The organism is Citrobacter sp. Igbk 17 (assembly GCF_028069775.1).
Taxonomy (GTDB): Bacteria; Pseudomonadota; Gammaproteobacteria; order Enterobacterales; family Enterobacteriaceae; genus Citrobacter.
This window is the reverse complement of the sequence record NZ_JANEWI010000009.1, coordinates 46,434-60,899: the sequence shown is the minus strand read 5'-3', so window position 1 is coordinate 60,899 and position 14,466 is coordinate 46,434. Positions and strand designations below refer to the sequence as shown.

The 14,466-nt window shown below is 53.7% G+C and carries 16 protein-coding genes and 1 riboswitch; of the genes, 8 read left to right on the top strand and 8 right to left on the bottom strand.

Annotation, left to right across the window (positions count from 1 at the left end; genetic code table 11):
• Positions 1-76 precede the first annotated feature (76 nt).
• Entirely contained in the window at positions 77-811 is a 735-nt protein-coding gene (locus tag NNO08_RS07705; protein ID WP_271441263.1) for a GntR family transcriptional regulator, read from the top strand.
• Between the two features lie 71 nt (positions 812-882).
• Here NNO08_RS07705 and rhlE read toward each other — a convergent pair whose 3' ends face one another.
• On the bottom strand, positions 883-2,226 hold the full coding sequence (rhlE, locus tag NNO08_RS07700; RefSeq protein ID WP_271456476.1) for an ATP-dependent RNA helicase RhlE: 1,344 nt from the start codon (positions 2,224-2,226) through the stop codon (positions 883-885).
• A gap of 220 nt (positions 2,227-2,446) precedes the next feature.
• On the opposite strand from rhlE, the gene cecR reads away from it, so the two are divergent.
• The 5 genes from cecR to NNO08_RS07675 are packed head-to-tail and all read left to right on the top strand — an operon-like array spanning position 2,447 to position 8,088.
• On the top strand, positions 2,447-3,124 hold the full coding sequence (gene cecR / locus NNO08_RS07695) for a transcriptional regulator CecR (protein WP_271456475.1): 678 nt from the start codon (positions 2,447-2,449) through the stop codon (positions 3,122-3,124).
• Positions 3,121-4,116 (top strand): secretion protein HlyD, encoded by a 996-nt coding sequence (hlyD, locus tag NNO08_RS07690; RefSeq protein ID WP_271456474.1) that lies wholly within the window; start codon positions 3,121-3,123, stop codon positions 4,114-4,116. Before cecR ends, hlyD begins: the two co-directional genes overlap by 4 nt.
• Positions 4,109-5,845, top strand: a complete 1,737-nt coding sequence (locus NNO08_RS07685; protein WP_271456473.1) for an ATP-binding cassette domain-containing protein — start codon at positions 4,109-4,111, stop codon at positions 5,843-5,845. The genes hlyD and NNO08_RS07685 overlap by 8 nt, the downstream gene beginning before the upstream one ends.
• The gene (locus NNO08_RS07680) at positions 5,838-6,971 is read left to right on the top strand and encodes an ABC transporter permease (RefSeq protein ID WP_271456472.1); all 1,134 of its coding nucleotides are present in this window, start codon (positions 5,838-5,840) and stop codon (positions 6,969-6,971) included. Before NNO08_RS07685 ends, NNO08_RS07680 begins: the two co-directional genes overlap by 8 nt.
• Positions 6,972-6,981: 10 nt before the next feature.
• Entirely contained in the window at positions 6,982-8,088 is a 1,107-nt protein-coding gene (locus NNO08_RS07675) for an ABC transporter permease (RefSeq protein WP_271449721.1), read from the top strand.
• On the opposite strand, the gene NNO08_RS07670 is transcribed toward NNO08_RS07675, so the two are convergent.
• Positions 8,050-8,460, bottom strand: coding sequence for a YbhQ family protein (locus NNO08_RS07670; protein WP_048212208.1), 411 nt, complete (start codon positions 8,458-8,460; stop codon positions 8,050-8,052). The two genes, NNO08_RS07675 and NNO08_RS07670, sit on opposite strands and share 39 nt — an antisense overlap.
• Before the next feature lie 191 nt (positions 8,461-8,651).
• Here NNO08_RS07670 and NNO08_RS07665 point away from each other — a divergent pair, with 191 nt between their 5' ends.
• Entirely contained in the window at positions 8,652-9,392 is a 741-nt protein-coding gene (locus tag NNO08_RS07665; protein ID WP_271456471.1) for an endonuclease/exonuclease/phosphatase family protein, read from the top strand.
• Positions 9,393-9,408: 16 nt separating this feature from the next.
• Entirely contained in the window at positions 9,409-10,650 is a 1,242-nt protein-coding gene (gene clsB / locus NNO08_RS07660; protein ID WP_271441257.1) for a cardiolipin synthase ClsB, read from the top strand.
• A gap of 144 nt (positions 10,651-10,794) precedes the next feature.
• Here the strand turns inward: clsB and NNO08_RS07655 are convergent, their stop codons facing one another.
• The 6 genes from NNO08_RS07655 to moaA all read right to left on the bottom strand — a co-directional run bounded on the left by NNO08_RS07655 (position 10,795) and on the right by moaA (position 14,242).
• Positions 10,795-11,499: a Bax inhibitor-1/YccA family protein gene (locus tag NNO08_RS07655; protein ID WP_137384338.1), complete on the bottom strand. Its 705-nt coding sequence runs from the start codon at positions 11,497-11,499 to the stop codon at positions 10,795-10,797.
• 41 nt (positions 11,500-11,540) lie between these two features.
• Complete coding sequence (gene moaE, locus NNO08_RS07650) at positions 11,541-11,993, bottom strand: molybdopterin synthase catalytic subunit MoaE (protein WP_271441256.1); 453 nt, start codon at positions 11,991-11,993, stop codon at positions 11,541-11,543.
• Position 11,994: 1 nt separating this feature from the next.
• A complete protein-coding gene (gene moaD / locus NNO08_RS07645; RefSeq protein ID WP_137384340.1) occupies positions 11,995-12,240 on the bottom strand; it encodes a molybdopterin synthase sulfur carrier subunit in 246 nt (81 codons plus the stop codon).
• Entirely contained in the window at positions 12,233-12,718 is a 486-nt protein-coding gene (gene moaC, locus NNO08_RS07640) for a cyclic pyranopterin monophosphate synthase MoaC (RefSeq protein ID WP_137384341.1), read from the bottom strand. The genes moaD and moaC overlap by 8 nt, the downstream gene beginning before the upstream one ends.
• Positions 12,719-12,720: 2 nt before the next feature.
• Positions 12,721-13,233: a molybdenum cofactor biosynthesis protein B gene (gene moaB, locus NNO08_RS07635; RefSeq protein WP_115643677.1), complete on the bottom strand. Its 513-nt coding sequence runs from the start codon at positions 13,231-13,233 to the stop codon at positions 12,721-12,723.
• Between the two features lie 19 nt (positions 13,234-13,252).
• Positions 13,253-14,242, bottom strand: coding sequence for a GTP 3',8-cyclase MoaA (gene moaA / locus NNO08_RS07630; protein ID WP_115602345.1), 990 nt, complete (start codon positions 14,240-14,242; stop codon positions 13,253-13,255).
• Positions 14,230-14,375, bottom strand: a riboswitch (molybdenum cofactor riboswitch). (Overlaps the previous gene by 13 nt.)
• Positions 14,376-14,466 lie beyond the last annotated feature (91 nt).

Sequence of the window (14,466 nt, the reverse complement as noted above, 5' to 3'; positions counted from 1 at the left end):
GTATTCATGAGAAATGTATGGAATAGTCCGTACATATTTTTGTGATGAAGATCATTAATTTTTTGATGAAACCGCGATGAAAGAATCTCTGTACAAGCGAATAGCACGTGAACTGGCACAGCAAATTTCGGTGGGTACCTTTGCTCCCGGCTCGCTGTTTCCCACAGAAATGGAGCTGTGTGAAACGTGGCAGGTCAGCCGCCACACCATAAGAGAGGCGTTGAGGGAATTAACAGAACAAGGGCTGATTTCGCGGCGTAAAGGTGCAGGAACACGCGTTTGCGAACCACAGGCAAACGGTGTTAATCACCCGCTATCGCATCTGGAAGATCTGTTACTGCTGGCAAAAAACAACCTGCGCGTGATTAAGAAAATCGACGAGATTGTGGCGGATATTGAGCTTTCCCAGATGATTGGTTGTCCGCCAGGTTCCCGCTGGCTGCACATTGCCAGTACCCGTGAAGATGCGCAGAACCCGGATGCACCAATCTGCTGGACCGACAGTTACGCCAGTACGGATTACGCCAAGCTGCGCACGTACATCCGCGACGATCCGCACTCGTTAATTAGCGATCTGATCGAAACGCACTACGGCATTAAAAGCCATGAAGTTCACCAGACGATTACAGCCGTCGGCGTGCCCAGGAAAATAGCAAAAATCCTTAACGTCGCACCTGATTCTCCGGCGATGAGAATTGTGCGTCGCTATCTGGACAGGGAAGGAAAGGTATTTGAAACGACGATTTCGATTCATCCGGCAGGACGCTATACCTGCTCAATCGTACTGAAATCGCAAAGTTCCGGGGAATGATGCATTGCGTATCCGACCTACGCGACAGGCAGGCCGGATAACACGTTTACGCTGCCATTCGGTAACGTAACTTACTGTGCAGATGAAGGTTTGCGCGGACGGCGCGGCGGACGAGGCTTATCGCCCGCCGGTTTGCCTTCACTGCTACGCGGTTTCGCTTTTGGCGCACCGCCATCCTGACGACGCGGCTGCTGCCCACGACCCGCACCACTCTGACCACGACCACCGCCGCCACGCTGCTGACGTCCGTTCTGGATCGGCTCAGCTTTGATTGACGGGTCTGGCTCATAGCCCGGGATCGCAATACGCGGGATCTCTTTTTTCAGCAGCTTCTCGATATCACGCAGCAACTTGTGTTCATCAACGCACACCAGCGACAACGCTTCACCGGTTGCCGCCGCACGGCCGGTACGGCCAATACGGTGCACGTAATCTTCCGGTACGTTTGGCAACTCGTAGTTCACAACATGCGGCAGCTCTTCGATATCCAGCCCGCGCGCTGCAATGTCGGTCGCCACCAGCACGCGAATATCCCCGGATTTAAAATCAGCCAGCGCACGCGTACGCGCACCCTGAGATTTATTGCCGTGGATCGCCGCACTGCGAATACCGTCTTTGTTCAGCTGTTCTGCCAGATGGTTCGCGCCGTGTTTAGTACGGGTAAATACCAGCACCTGCTGCCAGTTACCCTGACCAATCATCTGCGACAGCAGTTCACGTTTACGTTTTTTATCAACGAAATGCACATGCTGAGTCACCTGCTCTGACGCGGTATTACGACGCGCCACTTCAATTCCCAGCGGGTTGTGCAGCAGTTTTTCGGCCAGCGATTTAATGTCGTCAGAGAACGTAGCCGAGAACAGCAGGTTCTGACGTTTTGCCGGCAGTTTAGCCAGTACGCGACGAATATCATGGATAAAACCCATATCCAGCATGCGGTCAGCTTCGTCCAGTACCAGGATCTCAACCTGATCCAGTTTCACCGCATTCTGGTGTTCCAGATCGAGCAAACGACCCGGAGTGGCGATCAGCACATCTACGCCGCCACGCAGCTTCATCATCTGCGGGTTAATGCTGACGCCGCCAAAAACCACCAGCGAGCGAATATTCAGATACTTACTGTAATCACGCACGTTTTCGCCAATCTGAGCCGCCAGTTCGCGGGTTGGCGTGAGGATCAGCGCACGTACCGGACGACGGCTTTTGCCATGCGGCTGATGGGTAATGAGATGTTGTAACAGTGGCAGGGTAAAACCTGCCGTTTTACCCGTGCCGGTCTGGGCGCTGGCCATCAGATCGCGGCCTTCCAGCACGGCAGGGATCGCCTGCTGCTGAATAGGGGTAGGTTCACGGTAACCCTGCTCGGCAACGGCACGTAAAATATCAGGGTTTAAACCAAGGGAATCAAAAGACATAACAACTCCGAACCACCCTGACCGTTACCGGTGTCGTTTTCAGGGAGATACATATAATAGAGATGACAAAAACCACAATGTCATGAAGGGGCGGAGTGTAGCAGTTTTTGTGATATACCGCATAAATTTCCCGCCCACGGAAAATACGTCGACAGACTGGACAAGGTGACGTATGAGTCATAATCTTAATCAATCGATTGATTAAGTTCAGAGTCGCGCAATGAATACACCCACCATGACAACCAAAGGTGAACAGGCGAAAAATCAGCTCATTGCCGCCGCACTGGCGCAATTTGGCGAGTACGGCCTGCATGCCACTACGCGTGATATTGCGGCTCAGGCCGGACAAAACATTGCGGCCATCACCTACTATTTTGGCTCAAAAGAGGATTTATATCTCGCCTGTGCCCAGTGGATTGCTGATTTTATCGGCTCGCAGTTTCGCCCTCACGCGGAGGAAGCAGAGCGACTGTTTTCTCAGCCAAAGCCAGACCGGGCCGCGATGCGCGAACTTATCCTGCGCGCCTGCAAAAATATGATCATGCTGTTAACCCAGGACGACACGGTTAACCTGAGCAAATTTATTTCACGCGAGCAGCTTTCCCCTACCGCCGCGTATCAACTGGTGCATGACCAGGTTATCGATCCACTGCATACCCACCTGACACGCCTGATCGCCGCCTATACTGGCTGCGATGCCCATGATACCCAAATGATCCTGCACACCCACGCCATACTTGGCGAAGTGCTGGCCTTTCGCCTGGGTAAAGAAACGATTCTGTTACGTACGGGCTGGCCACAATTTGATGAGGATAAAACCGCGCTGATTTACCAAACGGTCACCTGTCATATCGATCTTATTCTGCAAGGTTTAACGCAAAGGAGTCTGGAGTCATGAAAAAACCTGTCGTTCTTGGGCTGGTTATCGCGGCCCTCGTTGCCGTGATTGCCGGTGGAACGTGGTGGTATCAAAGTCGGCAAGATAACGGCCTGACGCTGTACGGCAACGTCGACATCCGTAGCGTCAACCTGAGTTTTCGTGTCGGTGGCCGGCTGGCCTCGCTGGCGGTTGACGAAGGCGATGCCATTACTGCAGGCCAGGTGCTGGGCGAGCTGGATCGCGCCCCGTATGAAAACGCGCTGATGCAGGCGAAAGCCAATGTTGCCGCCGCCCAGGCGCAGTACGACCTGATGCTGGCAGGTTATCGGGAAGAAGAGATCGCGCAAACTGCCGCGGCGGTAAAACAGGCGCAGGCGGCTTATGATTACGCGCAGAATTTTTATAATCGACAGGTTGGATTGTGGAAAAGTCGCACCATCTCCGCCAACGATCTGGAAAATGCCCGTTCATCGCGTGACCAGGCGCTGGCATCGTTAAAATCCGCGCAAGATAAACTCGCGCAATATCGCAGCGGTAACCGTGTGCAGGATATTGAGCAGGCAAAAGCCACGCTCGAACAGGCTCAGGCTGAGCTGGCACAGGCTGAGCTTAATTTGCATGACACCACGCTGACCTCACCGTCAGACGGCACGCTGCTTACCCGTGCGGTCGAACCCGGCAGTATGCTCAGCGCAGGCGGTACGGTACTGACGCTGTCGCTCACCCGCCCGGTCTGGGTGCGCGCCTATGTTGACGAACGTAATCTGAGCCAGGCGCAGCCGGGACGTGAAATTTTGCTCTACACCGACGGTCGGCCGGACAAACCGTATCACGGTAAAATTGGCTTCGTGTCACCTACCGCAGAATTTACCCCGAAAACGGTGGAAACCCCGGACCTGCGTACTGACCTGGTTTACCGTCTGCGTATTGTCGTGACCGACGCAGACGACGCGCTACGCCAGGGAATGCCGGTGACGTTAAAATTCGGTACCGAGGCGCGGCATGAATGACGCCGTCATTACGCTGAATGGTCTGACGAAACGCTTTGCCGGGATGGAAAAACCGGCAGTCGCCCCACTCGACTGCACCATTCATGCAGGCTACGTTACTGGGCTTGTCGGGCCTGATGGCGCGGGCAAAACCACGCTGATGCGAATGTTGGCGGGGTTATTAAAACCTGATGCCGGAAGTGCTGCGGTGATCGGCTTCGACCCCATCAAGGACGACAGTGCGCTGCATGCGGTACTCGGTTATATGCCACAGAAATTTGGCCTGTATGAAGATTTAACCGTCATGGAGAACCTCAATCTCTATGCCGATTTGCGCAGTGTCACCGGCGAAGCGCGAGAAAAAACGTTTGCCCGCCTGCTGGAATTTACCTCGTTGGGGCCATTTACCGGGCGTCTGGCTGGCAAACTTTCCGGTGGGATGAAACAGAAGCTGGGGCTGGCCTGTACGCTGGTCGGCGAGCCCAAAGTATTGTTGCTTGATGAGCCGGGTGTCGGCGTCGATCCCATCTCCCGTCGTGAACTGTGGCAAATGGTGCACGAACTGGCGGGGGATGGCATGTTGATCCTCTGGAGTACCTCGTATCTGGATGAGGCAGAGCAGTGCCGCGATGTGCTGCTGATGAACGAAGGCGAACTGTTGTATCAGGGCGAACCAACTCAACTGACGCAAACCATGGCGGGCCGCAGTTTCCTGATGAGCAGTCCGCAGGAAAACAACCGTCGGTTGCTGCAGCGGGCATTAAAACTACCGCAGGTCAGCGACGGGATGATTCAGGGGAAATCGGTACGTTTGATCCTGAAAAAAGCAGCCTCAGCAGACGATATTCGTCAGGCCGACGGGATGCCGGAGATTAACATCAGCGAAACGACGCCCCGCTTCGAGGATGCCTTCATTGATTTACTGGGTGGTGCCGGTACGTCGGAATCACCACTGGGCGCGATCCTGCATACGGTGGAAGGAACGCCTGGTGAAACGGTGATCGAAGCCAAAGCACTGACCAAGAAATTTGGTGATTTTGCGGCCACCGATCATGTGGATTTTGCCGTACAACGTGGTGAGATTTTTGGCCTGCTTGGGCCGAACGGTGCCGGTAAATCCACCACCTTTAAAATGATGTGCGGTCTGCTGGTCCCCACCTCCGGCAAAGCGCTGGTGCTGGATATGGATCTGAAAGTCAGCTCCGGCAAAGCGCGCCAGCATCTGGGTTATATGGCGCAAAAATTCTCCCTGTACGGCAACCTGACGGTTGAGCAGAATCTGCGCTTTTTCTCCGGGGTCTACGGTCTGCGCGGCCGTGCGCAGAAAGAGAAAATCGATCGTATGAGCGAGGCATTCGGCCTGAAAAGCATCGCGTCTCACGCCACCGACGATCTGCCGCTGGGCTTTAAGCAGCGCCTGGCCCTGGCCTGCTCGCTGATGCATGAACCCGATATCCTGTTCCTTGATGAACCCACTTCCGGGGTCGATCCCCTCACCCGTCGGGAATTCTGGCTGCATATCAACAGCATGGTAGAGAAAGGGGTTACGGTGATGGTCACCACCCACTTTATGGACGAGGCGGAATACTGTGATCGTATCGGGCTGGTATATCGCGGCAAGCTGATTGCCAGCGGCACGCCTGACGATCTGAAAGCACAAGCAGCCGATAGCGACACGCCGGACCCGACTATGGAGCAGGCGTTTATTACGCTTATCAATGACTGGGATAAGGAGCATACGCATGAGTAGCCACTCTCTCTCCTGGCGGCGCGTGCGGGCGTTGTGCGTGAAAGAAACACGCCAGATCGTCCGCGATCCCAGTAGCTGGCTAATTGCGGTAGTGATCCCGCTACTGCTGCTGTTTATCTTCGGCTACGGGATCAACCTCGACTCCAGCAAGCTGCGGGTGGGGATTTTGCTTGAACAGCAAAGCAAAGAGGCGCTGGACTTTACCCATACCATGACCGGCTCGCCCTATATTGATGCCACCATCAGCGATAACCGTCAGGAATTGATTGAGAAAATGCAGGCCGGACGCATTCGCGGCCTGGTGGTGATCCCGGTAGATTTTGCCCAACAGATGGCGCGCCCCAACGACGTAGCGCCCATTCAGGTCATCACCGACGGCAGTGAGCCAAACACGGCTAACTTTGTGCAGGGTTATGTCGAAGGTATTTGGCAGATTTGGCAAAAGCAACGGGCAGAAGACCGCGGTGAATCGTTCGAGCCACTGATCGATGTGCAGACCCGGTACTGGTTTAACCCGGCGGCCATCAGCCAGCATTTTATTATTCCCGGGGCGGTCACTATCATTATGACGGTCATTGGCGCAATCCTCACTTCGCTTGTGGTAGCGCGTGAGTGGGAGCGTGGAACCATGGAAGCGTTGCTGTCAACCGAAGTGACCCGCGTGGAGTTGCTGCTGTGTAAGCTTATCCCCTATTACTTTCTTGGCATGCTGGCGATGCTGCTGTGTATGTTGGTTTCGGTATTTATTCTGGGCGTGCCGTATCGCGGTTCGTTGCTGATCCTGTTTTTTTTTACCAGCCTGTTTCTGCTCAGCACACTCGGTATGGGTTTACTGATTTCCACCATCACTCGCAATCAGTTTAACGCCGCACAGGTGGCGCTAAACGCCGCCTTCCTGCCTTCAATTATGTTGTCGGGATTTATCTTCCAGATAGATAGCATGCCGGCGATTATCCGCGCGGTGACTTACATTATTCCCGCACGCTATTTCGTCAGCACGTTGCAAAGCCTGTTTCTGGCGGGAAATATTCCGGTGGTGCTGATTATCAACGTGTTGTTTTTAATCGCTTCGGCGGTGATGTTTATTGGCCTGACGTGGCTTAAAACCAAACGTCGGCTGGATTAAGGGGACTGGCATGTTTCATCGCTTATGGACATTAATTCGCAAAGAGCTGCAATCGCTGCTGCGTGAGCCGCAGACGCGGGCCATTCTGATTTTACCGGTACTGATTCAGGTCATTCTGTTCCCGTTCGCCGCAACACTGGAAGTCACTAACGCCACTATCGCTATCTATAACGAAGATAACGGTAAACATTCGGTGGAATTAACCCAGCGTTTTGCCCGTGCCAGCGCCTTTACCCATATTCTGCTGCTAAAAAGCCCACAGGAAATCCAACCCACCATCGACACGCAAAAAGCACTGCTGCTGGTGCGCTTCCCGGCAGACTTCTCGCGTAATCTGGATACTTTCCAACAAGCACCCATGCAGCTCATTCTCGATGGGCGCAACTCCAACAGCGCGCAGATTGCCGCGAATTATCTGCAGCAGATCGTTAAGGCGTATCAGCAGGAGCTGATGGACGGCAAGCCAAAACCGAACAACAGCGAGCTGGTCGTGCGTAACTGGTATAACCCCAATCTGGATTACAAATGGTTCGTAGTTCCGTCGCTGATCGCTATGATCACCACCATCGGCGTGATGATCGTCACCTCACTGTCGGTCGCCCGTGAACGCGAACAGGGCACACTTGATCAACTGCTGGTTTCTCCACTGACAACCTGGCAGATTTTTATCGGTAAAGCGGTGCCCGCACTGATTGTTGCCACCTTTCAGGCCACCATCGTACTGGCCATCGGCATCTGGGCCTATCACATCCCGTTTGCCGGTTCACTGGGTTTGTTCTACTTCACCATGGTGATTTACGGGTTATCGCTGGTGGGATTTGGCTTGCTGATTTCGTCATTGTGCGCGACACAGCAGCAGGCATTTATCGGCGTCTTTGTCTTTATGATGCCGGCGATTTTGCTGTCCGGATATGTCTCTCCGGTCGAAAATATGCCGGTATGGTTACAAAACCTGACGTGGATAAACCCGATCCGTCACTTTACGGACATCACAAAACAGATTTACCTGAAGGATGCGAGTCTGAAGATTGTCTGGGGAAGTTTGTGGCCGCTATTGGTAATAGCGGCCACAACAGGCTCAGCGGCGTATGCGATGTTTAGACGCAAAGTGATGTAACTTTTTGTCTTTCGCCAACAGCGAGACCACTGCGGGTCCGGCAAGGATCGCCAGCCCCGCCAGCGCCAGTAACACGTTGTTTTGCAGCACACGCGACAGCAGCCACAGTACGATCATTGCCGCACCGAAATACCACGTGGTCGTCAGTTCTTCCAGCACGTCAGCCACATCACGCCAGCGCTGTTCATGGTGACGTTGCAATGCCAGCATTAAGATAACCGTTACGCCATACACGACGCATAATCCCAGGCCGACGTGCACCAACTTGCCGCTCATCCAGCCCATTACCAGCAACGCCACTACCAGTAAATGCAACACAATCTGCCAGCAACTTAGACCCGTTGCGACACGAACACGTTGTTGCCACCTCATGGCTTTTCTCCTGAAGGATTTTTAACTAATTATTCAGAGTACCGGACTTTACGGAAAATTCCGCAACACCGCATCTTTTTGTGACGGCGACTACACTATTTATTTCGCCACAGAATTCGCGATACGGTCAAAACCCCCGCATCGCGAAGGATGACGGAGAGAGTCAGGAAAGTGACGCCAACGGGAGAATCATGAGCGAATCCGCAGACCGATTTTCATTCAATGTGCTCACCATTAATACTCACAAGGGTTTCACCGCCTTTAACAGACGCTTTATTTTGCCCGAGCTGCGGGATGCCGTCAGGGCAGTTGGCGCTGATATTGTGTGCCTGCAGGAAGTGCTGGGCGCTCACGACGTACACGCACTGCAGATAGAAAACTGGCCGGATACCAGCCACTACGAGTTTCTGGCCGACACCATGTGGAGCGATTTCGCCTACGGGCGCAATGCCGTGTATCCACAAGGACATCACGGCAACGCCGTGCTATCGCGTTACCCCATTGAACATTATGAAAATCGTGATGTATCCGTTGGCACGAGTGAAAAGCGTGGTGTGCTTTACTGCCGCATTGTGCCGCCGATGCTTTCCCGCCCGATTCATGTGATGTGCGTCCACCTCGGTTTGCGTGAGGCCCATCGCCAGGCACAGCTCAGCATGCTGACAAATTGGGTTAATGCCCTGCCCGACACGGACCCCGTGGTGGTTGCTGGCGATTTTAACGACTGGCGACAACAGGCAAATTATCCGTTAAAGAGCCAGGCCGGTCTTGACGAGATTTTTACTCGCGCTCACGGTCGCCCGGCACGAACGTTCCCGGTGCGATGTCCTCTACTGCGCCTCGACAGGATCTATGTAAAAAATGCTAACGCCAGTATGCCAACCGCGCTGGCGCTGCGACACTGGCGACATTTGTCCGATCATGCCCCCTGAGCGCGGAGATTCGTGTATGAAAACTGGCTGGCGTGAAGGCAATCAAATTCAGCTACTGGAAAACGGCGATCAGTACTATCCCGCCGTATTTCACGCGATTGAACACGCGGAGCAAAAAATCATTCTGGAGACCTTTATCTGGTTTGAAGATGCGGTTGGGAAACAGCTGCATGCCGCGTTACTCGCTGCCGCGCACCGCGGGATCGCCGCAGAGGTGTTGCTGGACGGCTATGGCTCACCAGATCTCAGCGATCGCTTTGTCGAAGAGTTAACCGCGGCGGGTATTGTTTTCCGTTATTACGATCCGCGCCCACGTCTGTTCGGGATGCGCACCAATTTGTTTCGCCGGATGCATCGCAAAATTGTGGTCATTGACGATCGCATCGCCTTCGTCGGCGGCATTAATTACTCCGCCGAACACATGTCTGACTACGGGCCGGAAGCCAAGCAAGATTACGCTGTGCGTGTTGAAGGCCCGATTGTGGTCGATATTCTTACCTTCGTGCTGGAGAGCCTGCCGGGACAAAGCGCCGTACGCCGCTGGTGGCGGCGGCATCACCGGGCCGTCGAAAATCATCGCCCCGGTGAAGCGCAGGTGCTGTTCGTCTGGCGTGATAACGAGGAACATCGCGATGATATTGAACGCCATTATTTGAAAATGCTCGCGCAGGCAAAGCGGGAAGTGATTATTGCCAATGCCTATTTCTTCCCCGGTTATCGTCTGTTGCATGCACTACGTAAAGCGGCGCGACGCGGCGTACGGGTAAAACTCATCGTTCAGGGCGAGCCTGATATACCCATTGTGAAAGTGGGTGCCCGGCTGCTGTATAACTATCTGGTCAAAGGGGGCGTCCACGTCTACGAATATCACCGCAAGCCGCTGCATGGCAAAGTGGCACTGATGGACGATCACTGGGCTACCGTCGGCTCCAGCAATCTTGACCCGCTCAGTCTGTCGCTGAATCTGGAAGCCAATCTCATTATTCATGACCGTGCTTTTAATCAGATACTGCGCGACAACCTGAACCCTATTATTGCGCAGGACTGCAAGCGGGTTGACGAATCCATGCTGCCAAAACGTACCTGGTGGAACCTGACCAAAAGCGTATTGGCATTTCACTTTTTACGCCACTTCCCGGCACTGGTCGGTTGGCTACCGGCACACACTCCACGCCTGACTGAAGTGGAGCCGCCGGCACAACCCGCGCTCGAAACACAAGATCGCATTCAAACCGGGGATGCAGGAGGAAAAAACTGATGGCGACGTCGGGTGAAAAAGTTGCGGGTATCAAACAAGGAGGCGATGGCTAAATCATCATGACTTTAGTGCCGGATGCGGCTTAACGCCTTATCCGGCCTACTTTCAAGGCCGGACAGGCGCAGCGCCATCCGGCGACAAGCATTATCGACGATTGCCGAAGATACGCAGCAACATCAGGAACAGGTTGATGAAGTCCAGATACAGCGTTAACGCGCCGAGGATCGCATACTTGCGCAGATTCGAACTATCACGCAAGTCGATCTGCTCACCGATGTTTTTCAGCTTTTGCGTATCGTAGGCCGTCAGGCCGACAAACACGATCACCCCAATGTAGGTCACCGCCCACATCAGCGCTTCGCTCTTCAGCCAGAAGTTAACCAACGAAGCCAGAACGATACCAATTAACGCCATAAACAGCATGTTACCCAAGCCGCTGAGATCGCGTTTAGTGGTGTATCCGTACAGGCTCATGATACCGAACATCCCGCCGGTGACCACGAAGGTACTGGCGATAGACGAGTAGGTATAAACGATAAAAATACTCGATAGCGTCAGCCCGGTTAACGCCGAATAGAGCATAAACAGCGTCGTTGCCATTCCGGCACTGAGCTTTTGCACCATTCCCGACAGGACAAATACCAGCGCCAGTTGTGCAATAATCAGCCCAAAGAAGGTAATTTTGCTGGAAAAAACAAACATCATCACTGCAGGCGTATTCGCCGCATACCATGCAATAAACGCCGTCAGTAACAACCCACAGGTCATCCAGCCGTAGACCTGCGCCATGTAGGTTTGCAGGCCGGAACGGGCCTGCACAATAGAATCGGATCGTGGGAATCGGTCCATGACAATCTCCTGAGTCAGTATGTGCCTAAACCAATTGTACTCTACCAGCGTTTTGCTGCTTGCTTATCGCTGTCGCGGGCGTCGACCCAACGTTCACCTTCTGGCGTGGCTTCGCGTTTCCAGAACGGCGCACGCGTTTTCAGGTAATCCATAATGAACTGCCCGGCATCAAACGCGCTACTACGGTGTGCGCTGGTCACACCGACAAAAACAATTTCATCGCCCGGCCACAGTTCGCCAATGCGATGGATCACCGTTACCCGGCCCAGCGGCCATCGCGTACGCGCTTCGTCGACGATTTCCGCCAGCGCTTTTTCAGTCATCCCCGGATAGTGTTCCAGCGTCAATGCCTGCACGCTGTCACCCAGATTATGATTGCGGACTTTACCGGTGAAGGTGACCACTGCGCCGTCTTCATCGCGCTCGGCAAGCCAGGGGTATTCATCACCGACGCTGAAGGGTGCATGCCCAACAACAATTCGCGTTTCAGCCATTTTAGCCTCCGGTCACTGGCGGGAAGAAAGCCACTTCATCACCCGCCCTGAGAGGATGATCAAAGCTGACCAGCGTCTGGTTTACCGCCGCCAGCAGCTTGCCATCTTCCAGCGCCAGTGCCCAACGATCGCTTTTGCCCGCCAGATGCTGGCGCAGTGCTTCTACCGTTGGAAACTCAGCCGTCACCTCTAGCGCATCGGTGTTGACCAATTCTCGCACCTGGGCAAAGAAAAGAACCTTAATCATGTGCATCCACCTTAAAATCCCCCGACTTGCCGCCGCTTTTTGCCAGCAGACGTACCGGACCAATCACCATATCCTTTTGTACTGCTTTGCACATGTCGTAAATGGTCAACGCCGCGACGGAAGCCGCCGTTAATGCTTCCATTTCAACACCGGTTTTTCCCGTCAGCCGACATAGCGTTTCGATGCGGACACGGTTGTGTTCCGGTTCGGCCTGCAGATTGACTTCAACCTTGCTGAGCATCAGCGGATGGCACAGCGGGATCAGATCCCAGGTGCGTTTAGCCGCCTGAATACCCGCAATGCGGGCCGTAGCGAAAACATCACCTTTATGATGGCTGCCATCAATAATCATCGCCAGCGTTTCACTGCGCATGGTCACGAATGCTTCAGCTCGCGCCTCGCGTACAGTCTCTGCTTTGGCAGAAACATCCACCATGTGCGCTTCACCAGCGGCATTAATATGGGTTAATTGCGACATACTTATTTCTTCAAATGTGGGTGGAAGTTACACGGACGTGTACGGGCATCGAGCTGCGGCGCAATAATATTTTCCCAGGCGGTACGACACGCTTTGGTCGACCCCGGCATGGCGAAAATCAGCGTCTTATTTGCCACCCCGGCAACCGCACGAGACTGCAGCGTCGCCGTACCAATCTCCTCAAAGGAGAGCATGCGAAATACTTCGCCGAAGCCTTCGACTTCTCTGTCAAACAGCGGCAGCAGCGCTTCCGGTGCTTGATCGCCTTCGGTTAAACCGGTACCGCCAGTAATGAGCACGACTTGCACATCGTCACTGGCAATCCACGCAGAAACCTGAGCGCGAATCGCATAGCGGTTCTCTTTGACAATCGCCTTATCAACAATCTGATGACCCGCTTCTTGCGCCGAATCACGCAGATAATGGCCGGAAGTGTCATCTTCTTCGCCACGACGGTTGGAAACGGTAAGAATAGCAATGCGTGTCGGGATAAATTCAGCGCTTACCTGACTCATGAGAAACTCCTTTTAGCGATCAGCCGCCAATGTAAGATAAGTTTTGCGTAATACCGGTATTGTTCTGATGCAGGAAATGGGTCTGCTTTTTCTCCAGCAACGCGGCAGAGATACGTTCTTCAAGCGCAGCCTGCTGGGCGTCGTCGGTCAGCAAATCACGCAAGTTCACCCCGCCTTCACCAAATAAACACAGATGAAGTTTACCGACGGATGACACACGCAGGCGATTGCAGGTGGCGCAAAAGTCTTTCTCATAAGGCATGATCAGACCAATTTCACCGGCATAATCAGGATGACAGAAAACCTGAGCCGGACCATCGCTGCGCTGGCGTAACTGGTGGATCCAGCCGCGCTTAAGCAGTTCATCGCGCAGTACCTGCCCGGAGATATGGTGTTTGCGGAAGAGAGAACTGCCCTCACCCGTTTCCATCAGTTCAATAAAACGTAGCTGAATTGGCCGCGGTTGAACCCAGGCCAGGAAGGTGTCCAGTTGATGATGGTTTACATCGCGCATCAGCACGGTGTTGACTTTCACTTTTTCAAAACCGGCATCGAAGGCGGCGTCAATCCCCGCCATCACCTGCTGAAACTTATCCTGCCCGGTAATGGCATGAAACTGACGGGCATCGAGGCTGTCGACGCTGACGTTAAGTGCCGTCAGCCCGGCATCGCGCCATGCAGCAGCATCGCGTGCCAGACGATAACCATTGGTGGTTACCGCAATCTGACGAATCGCGTCGTTTTCACGTACGGCAGCAATAATGTCGGTAAAATCGCGACGCAGTGACGGTTCGCCACCTGTCAGACGCACCTTTTCCGTTCCCAGACTGGCGAACGCACGTGTGACGCGGCGAATTTCATCAACGGTCAGAAAGCCGTTATTAGTCACACCACCTGGCTTATAGCCATCTGGCAGACAGTAGGTGCAACGAAAGTTACACACATCGGTAATCGACAAACGCAAGTAGTAAAACTTACGCGCGAATGCATCGGTAAGTTGAGAGCCCATGTACACCTTTCCAAATACGGGAGGCGAAGTCATTTCTTCCTGCGCCCTGGTGACAATCGTATTCACGTATCGTCACGGCCAAAGCACCGTATCATTTGACCCAGGTGCAGAGGCTAGAGTGTTTATACTCGTCATGCTTCGAGTACATTGTGGTTATGCCGATACTAGCGTGTAAATGACACTTTTGCCATGTACACTTTCGCTGTATAAATATGTATATAGCG